The following is a 23451-nucleotide window of genomic DNA, read 5'->3' as shown; positions in this document are numbered from 1 at the left end:
GTCGAGCACCCGCCGATGGTCCAGGGGCCGCCGCCCGCCCTGCGTCCGGTTCTCGATCAGGAAAGGCGCGAAGAACGCCCATTCCGCGTCGCTCATCAACCCGCGAAGCACCGCTGCCCTCCTCAAAGAGCAGCGTTGAATCAGACATCAGTTGTTTTGGGAATCCCGTTTGTCCACACGACCTAGGAGACATTTGATCGGAAATGGCGAGACCCTTATCGTCCGTCCTCATCACCGGCGAGCTGCTGGCATATGCATAGACGGACGGCCCGTCGACGAAGCCCAGCGGATCTGGCTGAAGGTATCGTCCAGTCGTGGGGTCGTATGTGCGGTGCCAGTTGTAATGCAGGCCTGTTTCGAGCTGGAACCATTGTCCGGGGAAGCGGGCGTCGAGGGAGGCGGAGCCGGTGATCGAGGCGACCTCGCCATAGGGCTTGTAGACGGCATCCCAGACCAGGGTCTGGCTGGCATTGGTCATCCGCACCGGCCGGTCGAGATGGTCGGCATGCACGAACAGCGTGGTGGGGCTCGCCGTGTCGACATCGGCCACCACCGCCAGCGGGACCGCGCGCGGGGCGATGCCGCGCTTAGGTCCGTTGAGCGAGGGCAGCTGGGCGCGCGCCGTCGGGTCGTTGTCGTTCTCGGCCGAGCCGAGCTGGCCACCGGCGTCATCATTGTCATTGGCCGGGCGGCTGGTCGGACCTGTGTCGGCGCCCTGGGCTTCGACCTCGAGCCAGACATATTCCCGGATCGTCGCGCCCGACACCGCATTCGCCTCCGCCAGCAGATGGCCCGCCGTGTCGTAGATCAGATGCGTCGTGCCCGAGGGCGTCGTGTTCGTCACCGCCCGGATCGCCAGGCGCTCCATGCCGTCATAGGTGTAGGCGCCCCTGACCGAGCCGCCCACGCTCGCCTGCGACAGGCGCCCCGCCGCATTGTGCGTGAAGCTCCACACCGTGCTGCCGCGCGTGTCGGTGATGACGTTGCCGGCATTGTCATGGCCGAAGGTCCGCGTCGTCGTTCCATCCGTGGTCACTGCCGCGATCCGGTTCGAGGCCGCCTCGTAGTTCGTCACCTTGGTCGAGGTTGTCGCACCCTGCGTCAGGATCTCATAGGTGCGGTTGCCGCCGGGGCCGTAATAATAGGTCAGATCGCCCCAGACGCCCGTCGCGTTCTGCAGCTTGCGCGAGGGCGAGTACCAGAAGGTTTGGTGCGGCGGCGGCGAGACGTCGTCATAGGCGTCGATCTTGGTCAGGTTGAGGCCATTGTCCTGGCGATCGTGGAAGCGCTTGATCAACGAGACCCCGGTCGGGACGTTGGTGACGAGGAGCTGGTTGAGCTCGTCATCGGCCGTGAAGGTGCGCCAGAGCGACAACCCGTTGCCATAGGTCAGCGACTGCAGATCCCCGAATGGCTGGTAGGCCACGCCCGAGGCCAGCACCGCAGAGGCCGCAGCGGCGTTCTGCTTCGTCGTGATCCCGCCGACCCGACCCGTCGAGTCTCTGGCGACATCGACGATGCGCCCGGAGGGATAGGTGATCTTCGTGACCTTGTCTGCGAGATCATAGACATAGGAGACCACATAGGTTTTGCCCGCCATGACGCGGGTTTCCGAGAGGACATTGCCGCGCGCGTCATAGACCCAGGCCGTCGTGCCGGAGGCATCGGTCAGGCGGCCACGGCTGGCAGGCTGACGATGGGATCATCGCTGATCGGCGCGATGCTTTCCAGCGTGATGTAGCGGGCGCGTTGGACGGCCCATTCATCGTTCTGTTCAAGCAGGATGGCGCCGACGAGGCGGGTGATGGCGGCCTCGTTGGGGAAGATGCCGACGACCTCGGTTCGGCGCTTGATCTCGCCGTTGAGGCGCTCCAGCGGGTTGGTGCTGTGAAGCTTGGCGCGGCGCTGCGTCGGGAATGTCATGTAGGCCAGCACGTCCGTCTCGGCCGTGTCCATCAGGGCGGCGAGCTTGAGGACCGTCGGCCGGAGTTGATCGGCGACCCTGCGCCATTGCTGGCTGGCGGCGGCGGCATCGTCCTGTGCGAAGGCGGTGGCGATGAAAGCCGAGACGACGCGGCGTCCTGATCGGCCGGCATGGGCGAGGGCATTGCGCATGAAGTGGGCGCGGCAGCGCTGCCAGGTCGCGGTGAGAACCTTCGAGACCGCCGCTTTGATGCCCTCATGGCTGTCTGAGACGACGAGCTTGACGCCGCGCAGGCCGCGCCGCGCCAGCTTGCGCAGGAAGCCCATCCCGCTGTCCTTCCGCGGCTTCGGTCGAGCGCTGCAGCAGCAGGCGACGCTTGTGCAGTTCTCGATCGAGGACGCGCCCGCGACGCTCGCTATCGGGCAGCCCGTCCGGGTGACGGCCCAGAACGGAGCTGGCGTCAGCGGCATCATCGTTCCGCGCGACGCGGTCGTGCGCGGCGGCAACGGCGAGGCGCTGGTCTGGCGTCACACCGATCCCGAGCGATTCGAGGCCAAGCCGGTCCGCACCGAGCCGTTCGACGCGACGCGGGTCGTGATCCGGGCCGGTATCGCAACGGGAGACCGGATCGTGGTCCGCGGCGCCGAACACCTCAACCAGATCCGCTGAGGCAATCCGCGATGTTCAACCTCCTCGTCTCGGCCAGCCTGCGCAACCGGCTCTTCGTCATCGCCGCCGCGCTCGTCCTCGTCGCCTATGGCTCCTACGTGCTGCCGCGCGTGCCCGTGGACGTCTTCCCCGACCTGAACCGGCCGACCGTCACCCTGATGACGGAGGCCGAGGGACTCGCGCCCCAGGAGGCCGAGCAGCTCGTCACCTATCCGCTGGAGACGGCGATGAACGGCATGCCGGGCGTATTGCGCGTCCGCTCGGTGTCGGGCGTCGGGCTCTCGATCACCTATGTCGAATTCGATTGGGGGACCGACATCTATCGCTCCCGCCAGCTCGTCGCCGAGCGGCTGTCGCTGGTGCGCGAGCAGCTGCCGCGGAACGTCGCCCCGCAGATGGGCCCGGTCTCTTCCATCATGGGAGAGATCATGCTGGTGGCGGTGACGGCCGAGCGGTCCTCGCCGATGGAGGTCCGAGAGATCGCCGACTTCACCATACGCCCGCAGCTCCTCAACATCGCCGGCGTCTCGCAGGTCATCCCGATCGGCGGCGAGGTCCGGCAGTACCGGATCACGCCGGACGTCGCGGCTCTGCAGGCGCTGGACGTCACGCTCGAGCAGGTCGAGGCGGCGGTCACGCGCTTCGGCACCAACACCGGCGGCGGGTTCGTCGACCAGCAGGGCCGGGAGTACCTCATCCGCAACGTCGGGCTGACGCGACGGCTGGAGGACCTGCGCAACACGGTCGTCGTGCAGCGGCAGGGCCAGCCGGTCCTGCTGCACCAGGTCGCGGCCGTGGAGTTCGCCGCGCGGGTCAAGCGCGGGGACGCGGGCTACCAGGGCAAGCCGGCGGTGATCATCGGCATCCAGAAGCAGCCGGACGCCGACACCGTGTCGTTGACCAGGCAGGTCGAGGCGTCGCTGGCCGAGATCCAGAAGACGCTGCCCGCCGGCATCTCGGCGACCAACGTCCAGTTCCGGCAGGCCACCTTCATCGAGACCTCGATCGCCAACGTCGAGCGGGTGCTGCTGGAGGCGGCGGGCGTGGTCGCCGTCATCCTGCTGCTGTTCCTGATGAACGTCCGCGCGACCCTGATCTCGCTGACCGCGATCCCGGTCTCGATCCTGACGACGGTCCTGGTCTTCAAGTTCCTGGGCCTGACGATCAACACGATGACGCTGGGCGGGCTGGCCATCGCGATCGGCGAACTGGTCGACGACGCGGTCGTGGACGTGGAGAACATCCTGCGGCGCCTGAAGCAGAACCGGGAAAGCGCGGCACCCGAGCCGGTGCTGGCGGTGATCGCGGCCGCCTCGCAGGAGGTGCGGTCCGGCATCGTCTACGCGACCGCCATCATCATCCTGGTCTTCATCCCCCTCTTCGCCCTGTCAGGCATCGAGGGACGGCTCTTCGCGCCGCTCGGGGTCGCCTACATCGTCTCGATTCTGGCGTCGCTGGTCGTGTCGATCACGCTCACGCCGGTGATGGCGTATTACCTGCTCTCGGGGACGGCCGGCGGGCATGAGAGGGACTCGTTCGTCGTACGCCACCTCAAGCGCGGCAACGCGGCGCTGCTGCGATGGGCCTTCGGGGCGCGTGGCCTGATCCTGTCGGTCGTGGGCATCGGCGTGGCGTTGGCCGTGTACGGGGCGACGCTGCTGCCGCGAACCTTCCTGCCGCCCTTCAACGAGGGCACGCTCGTCGTCTCGCTGCAATACAATCCCGGCATCTCACTTGCCGAAAGCCATCGCCTAGGGCTCATCGCCGAACAGCTGGCGCTCAAGGTGCCCGAAGTGAAGTCGATCGGGCGCCGGACCGGGAGGGCCGAACTCGACGAGCACGCGGAGGGCGTCCATTCCTCGGAGGTCGATATCGACCTCCATCGCTCCGACCGACCCAAGGAGGCGATCTACGCCGACATCCGGGCCGCGCTGAGCGTCCTGCCCGTCTCGGTCAACATCGGCCAACCCATCGGCCACCGACTCGACCACATGCTCTCAGGCGTGCGGGCCCAGATCGCGCTCAAGGTCTATGGCGAGGACCTCGACACGATCCGCAGCTTGGCCGAGACGCTGCGCGAGCGCCTGGCCTCCGTGCCCGGGCTGGTCGATCTCCAGGTCGAGCGGCAGGTCCGCATCCCGCAGCTGCGCATTGACGTCGACCATGAGAAGGCGGCGCTCTATGGCCTGACCCCGGCGAGCGTTACGCAGGCGCTGGAGACCCTCTCCAACGGTCGCACGGTCTCGCAGATCGTAGAGGGCAACCGCCGCTACGACGTCGTGCTGCGCCTGTCCGACCAGGATCGTTCGACTAACGGCTTGGAGGACCTCCTCATCGCGACGCCGTCCGGCCACGTGCCGTTGCGCATGATCGCCTCGGTCTCCGAGACGGACGGCCCCAACCAGATCCAGCGCGAGAACGGCCAGCGCCGGATAGCGGTCTACGGCAATGGCGACGGGCAACGCGATATGACGGCGATCATCGCTGACATCCGCGGGGTCGTCGCGCAGACGCCGCTGCCGCAGGGCTATGTCACCCGCATGGAGGGCACCTTCCAGGCACAGGAGGAGGCAACGCTGCGGATCGGGCTGCTCAGCCTGGTGTCGCTGGCGCTGATCTTCGTCGTGCTGTTCACCCGCTACCAGTCGGCGGTGCTGGCGCTGATCATCATGGGCAACATCCCGCTGGCGCTCATCGGCAGCGTCGTCGCGCTGCACCTCGCCGGCCAGCCGTTGTCGGTGGCGTCGATGGTCGGCTTCATCACGCTCGCCGGCATCTCTGCCCGCAACGGGATCCTCAAGGTCTCGCACTACATCAACCTGGCCCTCCACGAAGGAGAGAGCTTCGGGCGCGACCTCGTCATCCGCGGAAGCCTGGAACGGCTGACGCCGGTGCTGATGACGGCGCTGTCGGCGGGACTCGCGCTGGTCCCGCTGCTCTACGGCGCCGACCAGCCCGGCCGCGAGATCCTCCATCCGGTCGCCGTCACCATCTTCGGCGGTCTGATCTCGGCGACGATCATCGACACCATGCTGACGCCGCTCCTCTTCCTCGCCTTCGGCCGCAAGCCATTGGAACGCATCGCGGCTGGCCGCGCCTCGGAAGGCGGGCAACTGACGCCTGCCGAAACCTACTGAGAGAAAAGGAGAACCAACATGCTCAAATCGATTGCCGTCCTGGCCATCGTCGGCGTCGCGTCGACCGCCGGGGCCCATGAGGTCTCGAAGGGGCCCAACGGCGGGCCCGTGGTCGACGTCGCGGGCCACCACGTCGAGATGGTGGCGAAGGGGACCGAGTTCGTCCTCTACCTCACCGACGCCGCCGACAAGCCGCTCGCCTCCGCGGGAACGAAGTCGGCCCGCGCCATCGTCCAGGATGCCGGCAAGACCGCGACCGTCGCGCTGTCGCCCGTCGAACCCAACAAGCTCGTCGGCAGCCTCGCCCAATCCCTCGGCAAGGGCGCACGCGTCGTTGTCTCCGCCACGCTCGCCGATGGCCACGCGCTGCAAGCGCGCTTCGCGCACGACTGACCCCGAAGAAGGAACCGAACCGATGAAACTCTCGACCCCCACCACGCTGATCCTCCTCGCCCTTGCCGGGCCTGCCTTCGCGCAATCGTCCCATCAGGGGCATGGCGCAGCTCCCGCGGCCGGTGCCGCGCCCATGGGCATGATGAACATGGATTCCATGCAGGCCATGATGAAGACGATGATGCCGGCAGCCGGCGACGCGGCCTCGACCAGGGACTTCAAGGCCGCCGATATGAAGATGATGCACGACATGGCCGTGCCCTACACTGGCAATCCAGACGTCGACTTCCGCACCAAGATGATCCCTCATCACCAGGGCGCGATCGATATGGCTAAGGTGGCCCTGGGTCATGCCAAGGACGATACCTCGAAGGCGCTCGCCGCTCAGATCATCAAGGATCAAGAGCGCGAGATCGCCGAGATGCGTGAGTGGCTCGCAAAGAACGCCCCGAAGTAAGCCGCCCAGGCTGGGTTGATTGGCTAGGGCGCGGCGCAGTAGCCGCGCGGCCGGTTATAGCCGGCGACCTGGTCGGGCGTCAGCAGCTGGCCGTCATCAGGTGGTAGCGCAGGTGGGCGGCTCGCAGGTCGCCCTGTTTCGTCGCGATCAGCCGCGTCGCCTCCACAAGCGACGCCGGCGTAACCGTCCTGTCGGCGAAGAGGCGATCGAGCGCGGCCTCCTCCCGAACGATCCTCGATCGGATCGGGATCGTCTCCGCACGCATGGCATCCAGCAGCGCTTGGGTGCGGCTCCACTGCTCGGCCGTGAGGCCGAGCGCGTTGGCAAGTTCTAGCACGTGAAGGGGGCCGGGGTACCCGTTCAGCTCGGCCGGTAGGGCCAGGCCCATACCGTCCCCGGCTTCCAGATCCGACACCTGCTGCGGAGACAGAGCCTTGATGGCGCGCTTCTCCATACCCGCGTAGGGAGCCGGTGCCGCGCCGCCATATTGGCCTCCGGCGTGACCCTGGGCGGCTGCCGGCACAGCCGCAAGTACCAGGGCGACGAGGGCAAGGATCGGCATCGAGCTCATGCCATATCTCCGGTCCGTCATGACGGCATCCTTGCCTGCGATACCCGTTAGGTCACATGATCGAGATTATGTTGGCATTGGATGAACTCTGGGCCGAATGAGGTCGCGACCGCCGGCTGGATGCAGGCGAGACATTTTTTCGTAGCGGCGATGCGGTTCGACGGCTCTATCGCGTCGCGGACGGCATAATCGCGCTTGTCCGTCCACTCCCGCATGGTGCGGACCTGACTATCCAGCGTACCCGACCCAGCGACCTCATCGCCGAGGCTTCTCTCTTCGCCGATGCCTACCATTGCGACGCGGTGGCAAGGGGCGTCGCTCGCGTCCAAGGCGTCGCGGTGGCTCGGGTCAATGATCTGATCGAACGTCGCCCGGAGCTCGCGCGGGGCGTTGGGCGCACGCCCGGCGCCGGCGAGGTCAGGATTTCTCGAGGATGTCGGAGGCAATGGCGATGGCGCTCGACGAGAGCCTGACCAAGCGCAAAGCCAGACGCGCTTCTTATCCTGGTCCACAGCAGGTCACCGCTGACGAAGTTCCATCGGCGGCCTGTATCGGCGGACAGGGCACTGTGCCATATGAGCAGAACACGCAGCAATCGCCTTCCAGCGGTCTCAGCAGCACGCCGCAGCTCTTACATTCGTAAAAGAACCAGCAGGCGTCTGTCGGCATCATCTCGGTCGCCCGATAGGCGCAGCGCGGACAGGTCAGGGTCGATTCAAGTTGCATGAGGATCACCGCGCCAGCCTGAGCAGGGCTGGCTCGACGTAAGGGCCCCACACCAGCGCCAGCCCGACGACCAGAGAGCCGAAGCCGAGCAGCCCCATCGTGCGGCCAGATCGCTCTGGCTTGGCGCAGGTATCGCCGTCACATCTCGCCCTGCGCCGTCGCCAGAAGAAAAATGCCCAGCCGAGGGCCAGCATGACTGCTGCGCCGGCGATGAGAAACGGCCGGATATCGGCCAGGAACGCAAGGCCGCTGAAGACCGCGCCCGTCACCCCAAGCCCTGCGAGCGCCATCGGCAACACACAGCAAGAGGATGCGATCAGAGCTCCGGCTCCGACGACGAGGCCCGTCCCCGCCAAGACGCCCGTCGATGGCGCAGGGAGAGGCTTGGTAGTGCTCGACTTTCCGAGTTCAGCGCTGGTCATGAGTGGTGCTCCGTTTCAATCCATGGCACTTTGCCTCCCGTAGCCACTACGGGATCAAGCCAGCTATGCTCACGAAGGCGCGAGCCCTTGCCGCCGGACAGCTTGCGAAAGCCGCGGGCGTCAATCTCGAGACGATCCGCTACTACGAGACGATCGGGCTGATGCCTGCACCGCCCCGCACGCCGGGCGGCCATCGCGTCTACGATGACGTCCATGTCAGGCGGCTGGCCTTCATTCGCCGAGGCCGCGAGTTGGGGTTCAGCCTCGAAGAGGTTCGCGCCCTCCTGATCCTGAACGATCCCCGCCAGGGCTCCTGCGCGGAGGTCAAGGACATCGCGGCGATGCACCTCACCGAGGTGCGTCGCAAGCTAGCAGACCTGACGAGGCTCGAGAGCATCCTCGCCGCCTCCGTCGCAAGTTGCACCAGTGAACCGCTCGCATCATGCCCTGTGCTCGACATGCTTGAATTGTGAAGAGTTGAATTCTGTGGGGAACAGCGTAGTTGTAAAATAAGGTCAGCGAGATTCGGCCCCGAACTGCAGCGAGCCAGACCTCCGGATCGAGGTCGGCGCAGACGGCGATCCAAATGGTCATACCAATTGCCAGACCTGCCGGGCTGACGGTGGGTTGACTGGGCAGGATGCCGCGGCGCGGAATTAGGCCATTGAGGACGTCGGGATCGGCTGGACCGCAAGCACGATACCGAGCGGAACGATTAACTGATCATCGACGTAGCCCAGGACCGGTATGAAGCCGGGAAAGAAATCAAACGGCGAAAGCGCGTAGAGGGCAACGGCCGCAGAAGCGATCTTCGCCAGCACCGGCGTCCGGAGATCGCGCGGCGATCCAGAGCGCGATAACGTTACGTTTGATCCGGCGCGCCAAAACCGTCGCAGTCGCCAGCTATGGCATCGACGGAAAATGTCAAAGCGATGGCGATCAGCGCGCTCGGCCGTTCGATAGCAGCATCGTGAGTCGGGGTAACCTACTTTTGGACCTTTGCAGCAGGAACCGACAACTGCAAAGCATAGCCGTCTCTTGGCTCGGCGCTTGCCGAGCTTTTCGAGCCGCCTCGGCAACCCCTCGGCAAGGCGGTGCTGCTGGCGCGGCTAGGCCGGGCAGTTCGCATCAATGTCGCGAGCCCGCTCGATCGCGGCCATGTGTCCCGCGATCCGCCGAACCCGGGCGATGATCTGGTCCTTGTTCGCCTTGGGATGAGACATACTATACCGCCTTATAGGATAGCCGCTTCACGTGAATTCTGAGCGCAAGCTGCTCTTCTCACCCATCTCGACGTCAGATGCCCAAACGGCGCGAGCGCCGGGCCGATCACCGCGTCTGCCGGGAGACCGCAAGCGACCGACCCTCAAACTGCGCCATTCACAGCGAGGCTCGGATCACGTTCCCATTAGGATCACGGCGATGCCCTTGTCGCTGCAGAGTATGCAAGGCATGATTGAGATCATGATTATCCGTGTGGCCCTGTGGCTTGCCTTGCGCGCCGCCTTGATCGTGGGACTGGTCGTTGCCGGCTGGACGCCTGCGGCGATGGCGATGCCGCGCGCCTCCGATTGCGCCATGATGATGCAGTCCGGTTCGGCGACGGATGACGGCGGCGACAGGGAGGCGCGCGCGCCATGTCCGTTCGCCGCCTACTGCGCCGTTGCCAGCGTCTTCGTCGCTCCCAGCGACGTGTGGACGGAAGTTGTCGTCTACGAGACCCTGCAGATTCTCGTCGGGTTCGACGATCTCGCTCGGTCGGAATTCCAGCCAAGTCCCCCCGCGCGACCTCCCCGTTCCTGATTCCATGACCGGCTGACGCCGCGCAGACCGTCCGGTCGATCCGGACGATGCGCTGCCGTCGGCTCGTACCGCAATCCGCTGGCCAATCGAATGGCGCGGACTCATGGAATCTGGAGACACGTTATGTTTTTCAAGACGCTTTTGTGCGCCCGCCCGGCGGCGTTGGTCGTGCTTGCCTTGAGCATGGGCGCGACCGGCGCTCATGCCGACATCAAGGACTACGACTTCCAGCTCGTTGAGAAGGAGACAAAAAAAGGCGAGGGCATTGTTGCCGTCCGCCTGATCCGCAAGTCGGACGGCAAGCCCGTGCCCGACGCTGTGATCTTCGCGACGCGGCTCGACATGGAGCCCGACGGCATGGAGACGATGAAGACCTTGATCGAGCCGATGCCGAGCACGGAGCCGGGCGTCTATCGCTTCAAGGTCAACTTGATCATGGAGGGTGGCTGGCGACTGTCGCTCGGCGCCAAGGTCCAGGGCGAGGCCGACTCGCTCGAAAGTCGTCTGGTCTTCAAGGCGCTGCCGTGAAGGGCGCGGGCCGAACCACCCGGCTCGCGCTGCTCGGAGCAGTCACGGTTCTGCCATGGCTGCCTTCGGCCAGCGCGACCGAACGCGGGTCGTCGAGAGCCGCGCTGGCAGGCGCGACGGTGGAGAGCGTCATCGCGCTTGCTCGACGATTGAGTCCTGAACTTGTCGCGGCGGCTTTCGACGCCGATGCGGCGCGCCAGGCTGTCGGCGCGGCCGGAGCGCAGCCGGATCCGTCTGTCAAGTTCGAGGCTTGGGGCGCCAATGCGCAACGCGGAATCGGCGAACGCCGGTTCGGCGTGCAGCAGGAGCTGAAGCTCTGGGGCAAGACCGACCTTGAACGTGCGATCGCGACCGCTGAGGCCGACGGCGCCAGCCACAAGGCCCGCGCCGTCACGGCCGACCTGATCGCGCGGGTCAAGATGGTGCATGCCGAGTATCAAGCCGCATACGAGGCGCTCGATCTTTCGCGGCAGCTCAGGCGCCGGGTCGACGAACTGCTCGGCCTGTTGCAGTCGCGCTATGGCGCGACTGCAGTCGATCAGCAGGACGTGATCAAGGGGCGCATTGAGGCCGCAACCGCCGAAGTCGATGTCATTCGACGCGAGGGCGAGGTCAAATCGATCGCGGCGCGGCTGAACGCTCTTATCGGCCGGCCGCCGCTGGCGCCTTTCGACCAGCCGGCAGGTTTCCGGCGCCTCAAGCCGAGCCTGACGTTGGCCGGCGCGCAGGCGCGGGCACGCGGCGCCAATCCCGTGCTCGCCGCAACTGCCAGCGAGGTCGGCGCGGCAAAAGGGGCAAAGACCCTAAAGGATCTGAACTACTATCCCAATGTCACGCTCGGCGCGCTCTATGTGCAGCGGCCCGGCGGCGGCGCCGATACCGGCGAGTTCCTGCTCGGCTTCAAGGTGCCTCTGCAATACGCGGCCAAGGACGCCGAGCAGCAGGCGGCCGCGAGCCGGCTCGGCGGTGCCCATGCCCGCAACGACGCAGCCCGGCTGCGGCTCGACGGCGATGTCGCTGCGATCTGGTTCGGGCTGGAAGCGGCCCGCAAGGCGATTCGCACCCTCGATGCTCGGCAATTGCCGCCGGCGCGCGAGTCGGTTGCTGTCGCACGAAACGGCTTCTCGGCCGGTTCGACCGATCTCGCGCTCGTTCTCGAAGCTGAGCGGCGGCTGCTGACCATCCATCTCGAGCTGCTGAAGCTGAAGGTCGAAGAGCAAACTCGATACGCCGAGCTGGAACGCATGGCGGGAGGAACCCTATGAGAAACCTGTTTCGATTCCTGGTGCTGATCCTCGCGCTCGCTGGAGCCGCGGCGGTCGGCGTGGTTCTTGGCCGCTCCGACATGCCGCGGCCGTCCTGGCTGTCCGGCGCTATGGCGTCCCTCACCAAGAGCCCCGCTGTCGGCGCTGTGGCCGAGCCCACACCGATCGGCCCGGTCATCTACTATCGCGACCCCGACGGGCTTGCCGCCTTCTCTGCCGTCCCCGCCAAGACGGCTGCCGGCAAGGACTACCTTCCGGTGCGCGCCAGCGAAGACATCCAGTTTGAAAAGCTGCCGGCAGCTCCTGAACAGGCCGCCGCGGCCGGGCCGAAGCGCATCAAGTTCTACCGCAATCCAATGGGGCTGCCGGATACGTCGCCCACGCCGAAAAAGGATTCGATGGGGATGGACTACCTGCCCGTGTTCGACGGCGAAGAGGAAGACGGGAACACCGTCAAGGTGAGCGCCGGAAAGCTGCAGAAGGTCGGCGTGCGCTCCGAGCCAGTCGAGTTCGCCCCGCTCACCATGCCGCTGCGCGCGCCGGGCACCATCCAACTCGACGAACGCCGCGTCTCGGTCGTGGCTTTGCGCTTCGAGGGCTTCGTCGACGCGGTCGAGGACGTCACGACGGGCGGGGTCGTGCGCAAGGGCCAACCCTTGATGAAGATATATGGTCCCGCACTGTCGAGCGCCGCAGCCGAATACCTGTCGGTGCTGAACGGCCGCGCCACCGGCGGCGCGATCACGACTCAGGCGCTGACCGGCGCACGAAGGAGGCTAGAGAATCTCGCGGTGCCCGAATCGGCTATGAGCGTGATTGAACGGACGCGCGAGGTGCCCGCAGCACTGACTTGGCCGGCCCCGCAGGACGGCGTCATCCTAGAGCGCATGGCGGTCAACGGCATGCGCGCCGCGCCCGGTGAGGTCCTGTTCCGGGTCGCCGACATCTCGGTGATGTGGGCACTGATTGACCTCGCCGAACGCGATTTGTCGATGGTGGCTGTCGGTCAGCTGGTCAGAGTTTCCCCGCGCGGCATGCAAGGCAAGACCTTCGCTGGCAAGATCGCGCTGGTTTATCCGCAGATCAACAAGGAGACGCGCACCGGTCGCGTCCGCGTCGAACTCGCCAATCCCGACGGCGCGCTGATGCCGGACATGTATGTCGAGGCGCAGATCGCGACGGGCTCCGAAAGGCCGGTCCTGACCGTCGCCGATAATTCCGTGATCGACAGCGGCGCACGTCAGATCGTCCTGATCGACAAAGGCGAAGGCCGTTTCGAGCCACGCAAGGTTAAGATCGGGCGGCGCGGATCCGGTCGTGTCGAACTCCTGGAGGGCATCACAGCCGAGGACAAGGTCGTGGTCTCGGCCAACTTCCTGATCGATGCCGAAAGCAACCTCAAGGCCGCGCTCCAGGGCCTCGATAGCGGAGAGAAGCAGCCATGATCGGCAAGCTCATCGCATGGTCGTCGCGCAACCTGATGCTGGTCTTCATCGGCACGGTCTTCGCCGTGGCGTCGGGCGCCTATGCCCTCAAGACCCTGCCGCTCGACGCGATCCCCGATCTCTCGGACACGCAGGTTATCGTCTACACCGAATACAAGGGCCAGGCGCCGCAGGTGATCGAGGACCAGGTCACCTACCCGCTGACGACCGCCATGTTGACGGTGCCGAAGTCGAAGGTCGTGCGCGGCTTCTCGTTCTTCGGCGTCTCCTTCATATACATCATCTTCGAGGACGGCACGGACACCTACTGGGCCCGTTCGCGCGTACTCGAATACCTCAACGGCGCGGCCCGCAAGCTGCCCGCCGGCGTGACGCCGACGCTTGGACCCGACGCCACAGGCGTCGGCTGGGTCTATCAATACGCGCTGCAGGCCAAGGACAAGTCGCTCGCCGAGCTGCGCTCGCTGCAGGACTGGAACATCCGCTTCGGCATCGCCAAGGCCGAGGGCGTCGCCGAGGTCGCCAGCGTCGGCGGCTTCGTCAAGCAGTACAATGTCGTGGTCGATCCCAACCGGCTGCGCTCGCTCGACATCCCTTTGTCGAAGGTGCGCGACGTCATCCGCGGCAGCAATGCCGATGTCGGCGGCCGCACGGTCGAGCTCTCGGAGTTCGAGTTCATCATCCGCGGCCGCGGCTATCTGAAAAGCGTCGCCGATCTTTCCAATGTCGTGCTCAAGGTCAACAACGGCACGCCGGTGCTGCTCAAGGACGTGGCGCGGATCGAATTAGGCCCCGACGAACGCCGCGGCATCACCGAGCTCAACGGCGAGGGCGAAGTCGCCAGCGGCATCGCCCTGCAGCGCTTCGGCCAGAATGCGCTCAGCGTGATCGAGAACGTCAAGGCGCGGCTCTCCGAGATGGCCGCGAGCCTGCCCAAGGGGCTCGAGATCATCCCGGTCTATGACCGCTCCAACCTGATCAACGACGCCATCGCGACGTTGAAATCGACGCTGATCGAGGAAAGCATCATTGTCGCGCTGGTCTGCTTCGCCTTTCTGCTGCATGTGCGCAGCGCGCTGGTCGCGATCCTGATGCTGCCGGTCGGCATCCTGATGGCTTTCGGGATGATGAAGCTGCTCGGCCTCGGCTCCAACATCATGAGCCTCGGCGGCATCGCTATCGCGATCGGCGCCATGATCGACGCCGCCATCGTGATGATCGAGAACGCCCACAAGCATCTCGAACGCGCCCCGCCCGGCAAGCCCCGGATCGAGTCGCTGATCGAGGCGGCCAGCGAGGTCGGTCCAGCGCTGTTCTTCAGCCTCCTGATCATCACCGTCTCCTTCCTGCCGATCTTCACCATGGAAGCGCAGGAGGGCCGGCTGTTCAGTCCGCTCGCCTTCACCAAGACCTTTGCGATGGCCGCGGCCGCGATCCTGTCAGTGACGCTGGTGCCGGCGCTGATGGTCATCTTCGTGCGCGGAAAAATCGTTCCCGAGCATAAAAATCCGGTCAACCGGCTGCTGATCCGGACCTATCGCCCGCTGATCAATCTGGTGCTCCGGGCCAAGACCGTGACGATCCTGCTCGCTTTCGCCGCGCTCGCCGCTTCGATCTGGCCGGCGCGTCAGCTCGGTTCTGAGTTCATGCCGAGCCTGAACGAGGGCACGCTGATGTACATGCCGACGACCCTGCCGGGGCTGTCGGTGACGAAGGCTGCCGAACTGCTCCAGGTCCAGAACCGGATCATCAAGACCTTCCCCGAAGTGACCTCTGTCTATGGCAAGGCCGGCCGCGCCGAGACGGCGACCGACCCGGCCCCGACTGAGATGTTCGAGACCGTGATCAACCTGAAGCACAAGAGCGAATGGCGCGCCGGCCTGAGCGTCGACGGGCTGATCGCGGAGCTCGACAAGGCGCTCCAGTTCCCCGGCATCTCCAATGCCTGGACCATGCCGATCAAGGCGCGCACCGACATGCTGGCGACCGGCATCCGCACGCCGATCGGAATCAAGGTGCTGGGCACCGACCTTGTCGAGATGGAAAAGCTCGCCCGCCAGATCGAGGCCGTGGTCAAGGCGGTGCCCGGCACGGCCAGCGCCTATGCCGAGCGCGTCATCGGCGGCTATTATCTCGACGTCACGCCCGATCGCGACGCGCTCGCGCGCTACGGGCTGATGATCATCGACGTCCAGGATTCGGTTTCAACTGCGCTCGGCGGTGAGACCGTAACGACGACTGTCGAGGGCCGCGAGCGTTACGGTGTTAACATCCGCTATCCCCGCGACTATCGCAGCGACCCGCAGTCGATCGCGCGCGAGGTTCTGGTCGGGATGCCCGGTGGCGGCACCGTGCCGCTCGGCGAGGTCGCATCGATCAAGCTGGCGCGCGGCCCGACCACGATCCGCACCGAAAACGGCCAGCTTGCGATCTATATCTTCGTGGACATCCGCGACCGCGATCTCGGCAGCTATGTCGCGGACGCCAAGGCGGCAGTCGCTGCCAGCATCCAGTTCCCGCCCGGCTCCTATGTGACCTGGAGCGGCCAGTTCGAGTATCTCGAGCGTGCCAAGGCCAAGCTCGCCGTCGTCGTGCCGGTGACGTTGCTGATCATCTTCCTGCTGCTCTATCTCAACTTCCGGCGGCTGACCGAGACGCTAATCGTGATGCTCTCGCTGCCCTTCGCGCTCGTCGGCGGCCTCTGGCTAATGTGGTGGCTCGGCTTCAACCTCTCGGTCGCCGTCGTGGTCGGCTTTATCGCGCTCGCCGGCGTAGCTGCCGAGACCGGCGTGATCATGCTGATCTATCTCGACCACGCGTTGGATGAGGTGAAGGCCAAATGCTCCCGCGAACGGCGCGCCTTCACCTGTGCCGATCTGCAGGAGGCGATCATGCTCGGCGCAGTCGAACGCGTCCGCCCCAAGATGATGACCGTCGTTGCCATCATGGGCGGCCTGATCCCGATCCTCTGGAGCACCGGAGCGGGCTCGGAGGTGATGCAGCGCATTGCGGTCCCGATGATCGGCGGCATGGTTTCCTCAACCGTGCTGACGTTGGTCGTGATCCCCGCGATCTACGCGGTAGTTAAAGGCTACCGGTTACCGAATAAATCGAGCGTCGATGAGAGCGACTGTGAGACAGGGGCGCACGATGCCCTCGAAGGTAAGCCGGCCATAGCGTGAGTGCGCAAGAACAGGGGACCGGCCGCGCGCCCGTCACGCGGCCGCTCCCACCAACCGCCTTGCGAGACGGGTTTCGCGATGGAAACTGACCTCGCACAAGGACGTACGGTCGTCGTCGAGAGCCACCTCATCGAGCGCCATGTTCCGGCCTCCGAACGACGGGCTGTTGAAAGACAAACCGGCTGCGCTCGGCTGCTCCGTCCCGACATGCGGTCAGATCGCCAAGCATGGAGGTTCGAGGCATTGCCCCGCGCTCTTCACGGCGACGTAGTGGATGTTGGGCCGCAACACAGCTTCTGCGATCGCAGCCGCGTCAGCTGCATCGTTCTTCTGCCGCTTGACGAAAGGCTTCACGTAGATCGGCGGGATCAGCCGGACATCATGGCCATTGCCCTGCGCCACGCGGCCCCAGTAATGGCTTGTCGCACAGGCCTCCATCGCCACGATGCATGGGGCCTGCACCGCCAGCATGTGCACTAGCTTGGCGCGCGACACCGTGCGGTTGAATAGAACCGCCCCGCCTCGAGCCGTCCCGCAGACCTGGAAGCTTCGTTTGGCGAGATCAATCGCCAGAACATGGACGTCGGAGATGCGCTCCTCCTTCGAAGGCGCCCCGATGGCGCTCGCTGGCACCTTACGATGCCGGACGGAGGGGGCATCCACCCCATCAGTTCACGAATCGTGCCTGGTCTCCCTCCGTCCTGAGCCAGATTGTCGCGGCGTCGTCGCCTGGCCGCTTCGTGAGACGGCAAGTGTGCACAAGGGCGGGCAATGGACCTGGCATCCGGACCCTGGCAGCTCGATAGGCCCAACTGGCTGTCCTCGACACGCCTATCCGACTTGGAGCAGACGATGAAATACGCCCCTCCCATCCTGTTGGCGCTGACCTCGTTCGTGAGCATGCCCGCATCGGCCGCCGGAGTTCCGGCTTACGCCGCGCTGCATATAGGACGACGCCCGGACAGATCGTAATGATGCGTTTTCCGAGCATGCCGGCTTGCCGGCGCGAACTGCCTGGACTCAAGACCCTGCTTGCGGGCGAGTTGCGTAGATCGGGCTTCAAACGGCCCGATCTTGTCCTGCCTGATGCCGTTCCGGGTCACATCGTGACGTTGCCGCTGATCGACGGCCTGTGTCGAACGCTGGCAAAGGTGGTCCCGCGATGATGCGATCGGCGTGTCGCATGTCCACCGCCTCGATCGGGCGCTCGGCGGCCTGCATCGTCTTGGCGTCGCTTCTCGCTGTCTCCGGCGGCGCGGCTGGAAAGGGTCGACTCAGCGGTGCCGGTGCCTTGTCCTGCCGAAACCTGACGACGCTGGCCGCAAGCAGGACGCCGAAGGGCCGCGACGCCGTGCAGTGGTCGCTCGGCTATCTCACCGGCCGGGTCGAATCCGGCACAGGCGCAGATCATCGAGCCTTCCACGGGCCGGACGGCATCGTGGTTGATCTTGTCGAATATTGCCGCAGCCATTTCGACGCGCAGGTGGCGGATGCGGCGGCATCTTTTTTCCGGTTTCCCGCCGCGCCATGAGACGCCATCTGCACGGGCAGTCGATTTTAAATTGCCAATCCTTGCGCCGCGCCATTCCCGCGCCGGATCAAACGTCCCGCACGGCGGAATGAGTGTAACGGAACGTTCGCATGGGATTGGCGACAGATTCGTTCCGGCAAAAACTCACCCGGCCGAATTCAATCGGCCGCGTTGTACGCCGGATGGAAGCAAGGCCCGGAAAATGACCGCAATGGCGGCGAAGACCAACACATCGCAAGGTCAACCGCATGCTACCGCCTTCGCCAATCCAAGCGCGTCCCGAAGCCGATCCTCCTCCGCTGCCGTCTGAGACGCTGCGGTATGGCCCGATCGCTCGCATTCCGCTGCCGCCGCCTCGCCCCAAGCGCAGATGGTTGATTTGGCTGCCAATCATTCTCTCGGTTCTTTGGCCGCTAAGCTATATTCAGCTGGCGCCGATCCCGACAATCCCGGTAATTCTGGCTTTTCTGCTGCTGACCGCGCTCAATGCTGTCGAGCACTTTCCTTTCCACGATGGGGAGGCAAAGAGGCGGCTGCGCTTCATTCCGGTGTTGCTGCTGCCTCCGCTCGCAGCCTGGCTTCTGAGTCCGCTCGGCTTCCTGCCGCCCGGGCGCTTCTCGCTCACGGCGGAGCAACTGCTGCACATGCAAGACAGTTGCCTCGCCGCTGCCGTTCTGTTGCCGCTCGGCTTGTCGATCGCCATGCGCGGTGGGCGCCGTTTCACCCTGGTCATCGGCGTCATCGGCGTCGTGCTAACTTTCTTGATCGTCGCCGTCCACTCGGTGATCCTCGTTCCGGGCTCCTAACCGGCCGCATGGTGAACCAACGGCCGGCAATTCCTTCCTGCCCGCAATTGCGGTGATATCGTCCCACTCGTGGCAACGGCTTGCCGAGCGATCTCGGAGAAGGAGAGCGACATGAACCGGAGCAAGCACCTCGACTGGGGCAAGCACTTGGTGAGGCCCGCCGCCCTTCACCGGCTTGCGCTGCTTGTCTTTGCCATTGGCAGCGGTCTCCTGATCCCGCAGGCAGCATCCACCGCGCAGGAAAACGCCGTGCTCGTTCTGCCGAAACGCGAAGAGGCGATATCTGGGAAGCGCATCGGGTGGCGCTTCGACGACATAACCGGCGCTCTCACGCAGGCGAACGCCGACGGCAAGCCGCTCGTCTTCGTCTTCATGTCCGAGCCTTGCAGCTGGTGCAGGATCTTCCTCGCGCATGTGCTGCGGTGCGATGGCTTCAATACTCTGGCCGGTCAGGCACATTTCATGATCCTGACCGATGTGGCTGCCGAGAGCACGGGGCCGCGCAACGAGGACCAGAGGCAACTCCGCCGCCTTCTGAAAGTGGAGGGGTACCCCACGACCGCCGTGGTCAGCGTGAAATCCGGCACCATCAGTCCGATCGCGATGATCGCCGGGGTTGCGTCGGAAGCGACGCTGCTCGCTTCCTTGTCGAAATCAGGATTAAAAATTCCATCGGGTAGCGGAACGGGTGCGCAGCCAGCTGCCATCGGGCTGCCGAGGCCGGAAGCTTGCGGCGCGACAGGCCCGCATGCTGCGCTCGAAACATCGTCGCCCCGGCGCGTCCAGGCCGGAACGTCACGCTGAGTCGGATACCGGCACCCGGCCGTTGAACCCCCGACGATATGCCACTCATCATGCGGGAGCATTGTCATGACCGACGATCCCAATAGGCAGACAGACGTTCCGCCAAAGGACATCCCGACACCGATCGGCAAGCCTATTGCGGCGCCGCCGCCGCCCGTTCTGCCTCCCGAGCCCGAGCCGGGCCGTCTGGAACCGAAGCTCCCTTGCAAGGACGAGTGGATCGCCCCAGGCGGGTTGTCGCGTCGGCTGGGCGTCTCATGACGACCCTGTCGCACCCGGACATTTCGGAGGCCGGAGATCATGGCGTCGCCTCCGCGGGCCATGGCGGTTTCGCGAAGGCCGGCCGCCATGGCAAGGCGACCGCGCTGGGCGATGGCGTCGCGATCGCCGGACCGTACGGCGCCGCCGTTGCCCCCGACAACTCCGGGCTGGCGATCGCGGGGCAAAACGGAACGGCGACGGCGGGCGAGAACGGGATCGCTATCGCACACGGGGTTGGCTCGGCTGCGAGCGCCGGGGCTTGGGGCGTTGCCGTCGCGACCAGCCATGCCGGGAATATCGATGTCGGACACGGTGGCATCGCGGTCGCTCTGCGATCGGTGCAGCGGCTGCGGATGGAATCTCGCACCATCGGGGTGGTGCTGGATGCCATCGACGGCGAAACCGAACTCGAAGCCGGCGAGGACAGCGTGATCGTCCTGCGGCGTCGGGCGACATCGGATCGGCCAGGCGGCTTCGCGTTTCATGTCTCCGGACCGACCGCGCGCCGGCCGGGTTGTCGCTATCGCTGGCGCGACGGCGCCCTGGAAGAGCGGAGCGACAGCCTGCCGACGCCGATGGCCGCCGCCGAATCCGAACTGGAGCACTGGCGGCTGGACGATTGGTTGGGTGACCTCCGCCGAGGCCATGACATCCTCGTGCTGTGCAGCGAGGACGTGGTCGAGCCCAATGACAGCGAGATCCTCGAAAGCGGCGGCGTCGCGCTTCAAGCCGCGCAATGGAGCGCCGATCCGACCTCGCCGCTTGGCATTTTCGGCCTGTCCTGGGGAGAAGGCGACGCTGACGCCGTGAGGCTCAATCATGCGGTGATCTGGCTGCTGGTGCGTGTGCAGGCACCCGTCGATGTCCCCATGATCGAGGGGCGCGCGGTGCATGGCGTCGTGAAGTTCGCCACCGGAACCATCCTCTTCTACGGCGCGCGCGAGGCAGCCATCGGCCAGCTTTCGGCTCTTGGCGGCAACTGTGCTTTGCTGGCGTCCCGTTCGTTTCGTGCGGCCGGTAACGGGGGCATCGCTGTCGCGCCGGGCGACGGGGCAGCCCTCGCAGGGCATGCGGGCTGGGCGATTGCACCGGCCGGACAAAACGCCTGTGCCGACGCTGACGGTGTCGCCATATCGAGCGGCGGCGCGGCGAATGCAGGACGTGGAGGCCTTGCCCTGGCCTTCAACGCCGGCATCGCGAAAGCGAGCGACAACGGCGTCGCCGTCAGCGACGGCAAGCGATATGGCGAGGCGCATGCCGGGGACTGGGGCGTCGCGATCGGAAGGGGCAAGTTCAAGCGCGTCACCGCGGGCCTCGCGGGCGCCGCGATTTCGCGGGGTGGCGACGTTGCCTTGGCCGGGGAAGAGGGTGTCGCGATCGGACTGAACAGCGAGCATGTCCAGGCCGGAGCCAACGGGGTGGCGATCGCCATCGGCGGCACGGTTTCGGGCGGTGCCGGCTGCCTCCTCGTATCGATCGCTCCAGACCGGTCGTGGGTGGTCACGGCGCGGGTTGGCGTCGATGGAATTGCGCCATTCGTCCGTTATCGCCTGGGCGGATAGGCCTCACCCGATAGACTACCGGAACGCTCTACGAAGCCGCCCGAAATAGTACCCACCAGATACGCCCGCAATCACGAAGAATCCGAGCTCGGGTCTCGCTGCGATCTTCCAGGCTGCGATGCCTGGAAAGATCTCCGGCTCAGACGATTGCAGGATCGCAGCCGCAATCGAGATCCAGACAAGAGGGCAGATTCCGCCGAGAACAGCGTAGCGGCCGATGCGTGGGTCCCGGCCGCGCGCCTCTGGAAAACCTGAGCCGATGATCGCAAAGGGCAGTGACAGCACAAGGATGCCTAGCGACAGCGGAACCAGCGACGATGCCGCCTCGGCCCATCTGGAGGTGTCGACCAGCATCGCATAGGCGGTCCCGACATCACGCCTGTGCGCCTCCCACAATGCATAGAGGAAGGTTTGCAGCCGCAGGATCGCCGCGGCGGCCGTCGAGGCGGCGAGCAGGGCGAGCAACCATCGCGCAATCGCCGTTCCGCTGGAGGCTGAAAGCCTTGCGCAGACGTTGAGGGTGTTCTGGCTCATGTCGGCGGTTTGGCGTGCGGCTGGAACGGCTGGAGGATCCCAGACGGATCGACCGGAACACCGTTCCTGCGGATCTCGATGTGAAGGATTTGGCCGCCCCGGAGCGGGTGCTGCCGCCCGGCCTCGCCCAAAACATCCCCACGACGGACGCAGCGGCCCACGACATGGTCGATGCGGCCGAGATGCGCGTACACGATCTCGATCCCGCGTCCGTAGTTCACGGCGATGAACAAGGCGCCGGGAGCGTCGCCCCCAACTTTCGAGATGCGGCCCAATCCGGCAGCGTGCAGCAAGGCACCCGGCTCGACCAGATAGTCGATGCCCGTGTGCCATGTGGCTGTTCCGGTGACCGGGTTGCGTCGAAACCCGAAGCGGGAGGCCGTCTCGCCGAATGTCGGATCGACCAGCCGACCGTGCTCGCCCGAAGCGCAGGGATGTCGCGGCACCGCGAAGGATGGCGACATGTCCGCGGCGGCGAGCGAGAACGCAAACGTGACAGCTTCTGCTGCAAGTAACGTTCGTGGCCTCATTCCCGACCCTCCTGACAACCGGATGACGAGGTCGCACAAGTCTCAGGCCGGTAGCATTGCGGCGTGTTGCCCGATGTTTCGGGCCGCGCCCTTCGGACGCGCCTGCGAACCCGGCTATCCGGTTGCGCGGTCCCTGCGCCCTTCCGATGCCGCGCGGGGCAAGTCGGCGCAACCGAGCGCAACAGCGCGCCAGCGCGGGCGGCCCGGCCGACCGGTATGGAGAGCGGATCGAAAGCGTCGGCGCGGTTGCAATTGCCGCTTGCTACGCGCTGGAATGTTCGTCGAAGATGCCGCCTCGCACCCCGGCATTCGACGGCCTCATCGACCCGGGTCGACAATGGAGGTTTGCTGCCATGAACGATCACCCTGTTCCGCTCGAACCGATCAGCCCCGGCGCGCGCGTGACCAAGACAAGCGACATCCTGCTTTGGCTCGCCGTTCTCGCTTTGGCCCTGGCAGCCGCATTCGGCATTTTCTACCTCTGCGTCGAGACCGTGAAGCCGACGGCAATGGCCGACTGGGCGATTGTGAAGGGCATTTGGGCGATCCCCAGCTGGTTCCCAACCGGCGCCGCCCCGACCAATCCCTGGGACCTGGGCCAGAGCCTGCCCTTCGCCTTCTCTTGGTCGATCAACAAGATGGCGCTCGGTGTTTCGCTGCTGCTGTTTCTCGTGCTCATTGCCGCCAGCATCGTGCCGTTCCTGGGCCTGGCCGGCCTTCTGGCCTATCTGCCATGGCGGTTCTATTTCAAGGCGAGGATCGGCGCCGGCTCGATGCCGGCTCCGATTTCCGGTCGGGAGCGCGGCGAGTAAGCGCGTGCGGGGCGCGGATCGCTGGATCCATGGCCTTCCCACGACGGCTGATCCGTCCGATCGCGGCGCCTTGAGTCCTGTTGCCCGAC

General features: G+C 65.6%; 24 protein-coding genes and 2 pseudogenes. 16 read left to right on the top strand and 10 right to left on the bottom strand.

What is annotated here, in order from left to right; translation table 11 throughout:
- A partial coding sequence (locus AE618_RS28585; protein ID WP_282568525.1) for an RHS repeat-associated core domain-containing protein occupies positions 1–1600 on the bottom strand: 1600 nt, incomplete at its 3' end.
- Positions 1601–1668: 68 nt separating this feature from the next.
- Positions 1669–2244, bottom strand: a pseudogene (locus AE618_RS21810) (transposase); the annotation flags it as partial.
- Here AE618_RS21810 and AE618_RS21805 point away from each other — a divergent pair.
- From AE618_RS21805 to copM, 4 genes are read left to right on the top strand one after another with little or no spacing between them, the layout of a single operon-like run.
- Complete coding sequence (locus AE618_RS21805) at positions 2234–2593, top strand: hypothetical protein (protein ID WP_156330418.1); 360 nt, start codon at positions 2234–2236, stop codon at positions 2591–2593. The pseudogene AE618_RS21810 and the gene AE618_RS21805 overlap by 11 nt on opposite strands.
- Before the next feature lie 11 nt (positions 2594–2604).
- Positions 2605–5730 carry an efflux RND transporter permease subunit gene (locus tag AE618_RS21800; protein ID WP_054211184.1) on the top strand — a complete coding sequence of 1042 codons (3126 nt, stop codon included), beginning with the start codon at positions 2605–2607 and terminating at the stop codon, positions 5728–5730.
- A gap of 18 nt (positions 5731–5748) precedes the next feature.
- Positions 5749–6123, top strand: coding sequence for a hypothetical protein (locus AE618_RS21795; protein ID WP_054211183.1), 375 nt, complete (start codon positions 5749–5751; stop codon positions 6121–6123).
- Positions 6086–6580, top strand: coding sequence for a CopM family metallochaperone (gene copM / locus AE618_RS21790; protein WP_248310976.1), 495 nt, complete (start codon positions 6086–6088; stop codon positions 6578–6580). Before AE618_RS21795 ends, copM begins: the two co-directional genes overlap by 38 nt.
- 79 nt (positions 6581–6659) lie before the next feature.
- Here the strand turns inward: copM and AE618_RS21785 are convergent, their stop codons facing one another.
- A complete protein-coding gene (locus tag AE618_RS21785) occupies positions 6660–7151 on the bottom strand; it encodes a hypothetical protein (protein ID WP_156330417.1) in 492 nt (163 codons plus the stop codon).
- Positions 7152–7267: 116 nt separating this feature from the next.
- Between AE618_RS21785 and AE618_RS29295 the strand changes: the two genes are divergently transcribed.
- On the top strand, positions 7268–7624 hold the full coding sequence (locus tag AE618_RS29295; protein WP_082365466.1) for a Crp/Fnr family transcriptional regulator: 357 nt from the start codon (positions 7268–7270) through the stop codon (positions 7622–7624).
- Between the two features lie 25 nt (positions 7625–7649).
- Here AE618_RS29295 and AE618_RS28900 read toward each other — a convergent pair whose 3' ends face one another.
- Both AE618_RS28900 and AE618_RS21775 read right to left on the bottom strand, forming a co-directional pair.
- Positions 7650–7877, bottom strand: a complete 228-nt coding sequence (locus AE618_RS28900; protein ID WP_082365470.1) for a GDCCVxC domain-containing (seleno)protein — start codon at positions 7875–7877, stop codon at positions 7650–7652.
- Between the two features lie 5 nt (positions 7878–7882).
- A complete protein-coding gene (locus AE618_RS21775; RefSeq protein ID WP_054211179.1) occupies positions 7883–8299 on the bottom strand; it encodes a mercuric transporter MerT family protein in 417 nt (138 codons plus the stop codon).
- A 65-nt stretch (positions 8300–8364) separates the two neighbouring features.
- On the opposite strand from AE618_RS21775, the gene AE618_RS21770 reads away from it, so the two are divergent.
- Positions 8365–8772: a MerR family transcriptional regulator gene (locus AE618_RS21770; protein ID WP_054211178.1), complete on the top strand. Its 408-nt coding sequence runs from the start codon at positions 8365–8367 to the stop codon at positions 8770–8772.
- Positions 8773–8955: 183 nt separating this feature from the next.
- Here the strand turns inward: AE618_RS21770 and AE618_RS21765 are convergent, their stop codons facing one another.
- Positions 8956–9120, bottom strand: a complete 165-nt coding sequence (locus tag AE618_RS21765; RefSeq protein WP_248310973.1) for a YkvA family protein — start codon at positions 9118–9120, stop codon at positions 8956–8958.
- 288 nt (positions 9121–9408) lie between these two features.
- Entirely contained in the window at positions 9409–9522 is a 114-nt protein-coding gene (locus AE618_RS29290; protein WP_372690613.1) for a metal-sensing transcriptional repressor, read from the bottom strand.
- A 199-nt stretch (positions 9523–9721) separates the two neighbouring features.
- Here AE618_RS29290 and AE618_RS21760 point away from each other — a divergent pair, with 199 nt between their 5' ends.
- The 5 genes from AE618_RS21760 (at position 9722) to AE618_RS21740 (ending at position 16522) form a co-directional block, all read left to right on the top strand.
- Complete coding sequence (locus AE618_RS21760; RefSeq protein ID WP_054211177.1) at positions 9722–10102, top strand: hypothetical protein; 381 nt, start codon at positions 9722–9724, stop codon at positions 10100–10102.
- A gap of 123 nt (positions 10103–10225) precedes the next feature.
- A complete protein-coding gene (locus tag AE618_RS21755) occupies positions 10226–10630 on the top strand; it encodes a FixH family protein (protein WP_054211176.1) in 405 nt (134 codons plus the stop codon).
- Positions 10627–11895: a TolC family protein gene (locus AE618_RS21750; RefSeq protein ID WP_054211175.1), complete on the top strand. Its 1269-nt coding sequence runs from the start codon at positions 10627–10629 to the stop codon at positions 11893–11895. The genes AE618_RS21755 and AE618_RS21750 overlap by 4 nt, the downstream gene beginning before the upstream one ends.
- Positions 11892–13340 carry an efflux RND transporter periplasmic adaptor subunit gene (locus AE618_RS21745; RefSeq protein WP_082365465.1) on the top strand — a complete coding sequence of 483 codons (1449 nt, stop codon included), beginning with the start codon at positions 11892–11894 and terminating at the stop codon, positions 13338–13340. Before AE618_RS21750 ends, AE618_RS21745 begins: the two co-directional genes overlap by 4 nt.
- A complete protein-coding gene (locus tag AE618_RS21740; protein ID WP_054211173.1) occupies positions 13337–16522 on the top strand; it encodes an efflux RND transporter permease subunit in 3186 nt (1061 codons plus the stop codon). Before AE618_RS21745 ends, AE618_RS21740 begins: the two co-directional genes overlap by 4 nt.
- A 243-nt stretch (positions 16523–16765) precedes the next feature.
- On the opposite strand, the pseudogene AE618_RS21735 reads toward AE618_RS21740, so the two are convergent.
- Positions 16766–17113, bottom strand: a pseudogene (locus AE618_RS21735) (IS110 family transposase); the annotation flags it as partial.
- A 634-nt stretch (positions 17114–17747) separates the two neighbouring features.
- Between AE618_RS21735 and AE618_RS21730 the strand changes: the two are divergent.
- The 4 genes from AE618_RS21730 (at position 17748) to AE618_RS21715 (ending at position 21486) form a co-directional block, all read left to right on the top strand.
- Positions 17748–18053, top strand: a complete 306-nt coding sequence (locus AE618_RS21730; protein WP_156330416.1) for a hypothetical protein — start codon at positions 17748–17750, stop codon at positions 18051–18053.
- Positions 18054–18301: 248 nt separating this feature from the next.
- The gene (locus AE618_RS21725; protein WP_156330415.1) at positions 18302–18859 is read left to right on the top strand and encodes a hypothetical protein; all 558 of its coding nucleotides are present in this window, start codon (positions 18302–18304) and stop codon (positions 18857–18859) included.
- A 111-nt stretch (positions 18860–18970) separates the two neighbouring features.
- On the top strand, positions 18971–19663 hold the full coding sequence (locus AE618_RS21720) for a thioredoxin family protein (RefSeq protein WP_054211169.1): 693 nt from the start codon (positions 18971–18973) through the stop codon (positions 19661–19663).
- A gap of 257 nt (positions 19664–19920) precedes the next feature.
- Positions 19921–21486, top strand: coding sequence for a hypothetical protein (locus AE618_RS21715; RefSeq protein WP_054211168.1), 1566 nt, complete (start codon positions 19921–19923; stop codon positions 21484–21486).
- Positions 21487–21501: 15 nt separating this feature from the next.
- On the opposite strand, the gene AE618_RS21710 is transcribed toward AE618_RS21715, so the two are convergent.
- Both AE618_RS21710 and AE618_RS21705 read right to left on the bottom strand, forming a co-directional pair.
- On the bottom strand, positions 21502–21951 hold the full coding sequence (locus AE618_RS21710) for a hypothetical protein (RefSeq protein ID WP_054211167.1): 450 nt from the start codon (positions 21949–21951) through the stop codon (positions 21502–21504).
- Between the two features lie 65 nt (positions 21952–22016).
- Complete coding sequence (locus AE618_RS21705) at positions 22017–22550, bottom strand: M23 family metallopeptidase (protein ID WP_082365464.1); 534 nt, start codon at positions 22548–22550, stop codon at positions 22017–22019.
- A gap of 146 nt (positions 22551–22696) precedes the next feature.
- On the opposite strand from AE618_RS21705, the gene AE618_RS21700 reads away from it, so the two are divergent.
- Positions 22697–23362 carry a hypothetical protein gene (locus AE618_RS21700; protein ID WP_156330414.1) on the top strand — a complete coding sequence of 222 codons (666 nt, stop codon included), beginning with the start codon at positions 22697–22699 and terminating at the stop codon, positions 23360–23362.
- Positions 23363–23451: the final 89 nt, after the last annotated feature.

The organism is Allobosea vaviloviae (assembly GCF_001298265.1).
GTDB lineage: Bacteria > Pseudomonadota > Alphaproteobacteria > Rhizobiales > Beijerinckiaceae > Allobosea > Allobosea vaviloviae_B.
This window is presented reverse-complemented; position numbering and strand designations above follow the sequence as displayed.

Bases quoted from the DNA above. Each gene is read 5' to 3' on its own strand.
- AE618_RS21795 (WP_054211183.1), top strand. From the start codon at position 5,749: ATGCTCAAATCGATTGCCGTCCTGGCCATCGTCGGCGTCGCGTCGACC.
- AE618_RS21800 (WP_054211184.1), top strand. From the start codon at position 2,605: ATGTTCAACCTCCTCGTCTCGGCCAGCCTGCGCAACCGGCTCTTCGTC.
- AE618_RS29290 (WP_372690613.1), bottom strand. From the start codon at position 9,522: ATGTCTCATCCCAAGGCGAACAAGGACCAGATCATCGCCCGGGTTCGG.
- AE618_RS21700 (WP_156330414.1), top strand. From the start codon at position 22,697: ATGCCGCGCGGGGCAAGTCGGCGCAACCGAGCGCAACAGCGCGCCAGC.
- AE618_RS21720 (WP_054211169.1), top strand. From the start codon at position 18,971: ATGAACCGGAGCAAGCACCTCGACTGGGGCAAGCACTTGGTGAGGCCC.
- copM (WP_248310976.1), top strand. From the start codon at position 6,086: ATGGCCACGCGCTGCAAGCGCGCTTCGCGCACGACTGACCCCGAAGAA.
- AE618_RS21715 (WP_054211168.1), top strand. From the start codon at position 19,921: ATGACGACCCTGTCGCACCCGGACATTTCGGAGGCCGGAGATCATGGC.
- AE618_RS21770 (WP_054211178.1), top strand. From the start codon at position 8,365: ATGCTCACGAAGGCGCGAGCCCTTGCCGCCGGACAGCTTGCGAAAGCC.
- AE618_RS21740 (WP_054211173.1), top strand. From the start codon at position 13,337: ATGATCGGCAAGCTCATCGCATGGTCGTCGCGCAACCTGATGCTGGTC.
- AE618_RS21745 (WP_082365465.1), top strand. From the start codon at position 11,892: ATGAGAAACCTGTTTCGATTCCTGGTGCTGATCCTCGCGCTCGCTGGA.
- AE618_RS21705 (WP_082365464.1), bottom strand. From the start codon at position 22,550: ATGAGGCCACGAACGTTACTTGCAGCAGAAGCTGTCACGTTTGCGTTC.
- AE618_RS28900 (WP_082365470.1), bottom strand. From the start codon at position 7,877: ATGCAACTTGAATCGACCCTGACCTGTCCGCGCTGCGCCTATCGGGCG.
- AE618_RS21725 (WP_156330415.1), top strand. From the start codon at position 18,302: ATGCTACCGCCTTCGCCAATCCAAGCGCGTCCCGAAGCCGATCCTCCT.
- AE618_RS21785 (WP_156330417.1), bottom strand. From the start codon at position 7,151: ATGAGCTCGATGCCGATCCTTGCCCTCGTCGCCCTGGTACTTGCGGCT.
- AE618_RS21775 (WP_054211179.1), bottom strand. From the start codon at position 8,299: ATGACCAGCGCTGAACTCGGAAAGTCGAGCACTACCAAGCCTCTCCCT.
- AE618_RS21755 (WP_054211176.1), top strand. From the start codon at position 10,226: ATGTTTTTCAAGACGCTTTTGTGCGCCCGCCCGGCGGCGTTGGTCGTG.
- AE618_RS21760 (WP_054211177.1), top strand. From the start codon at position 9,722: ATGCCCTTGTCGCTGCAGAGTATGCAAGGCATGATTGAGATCATGATT.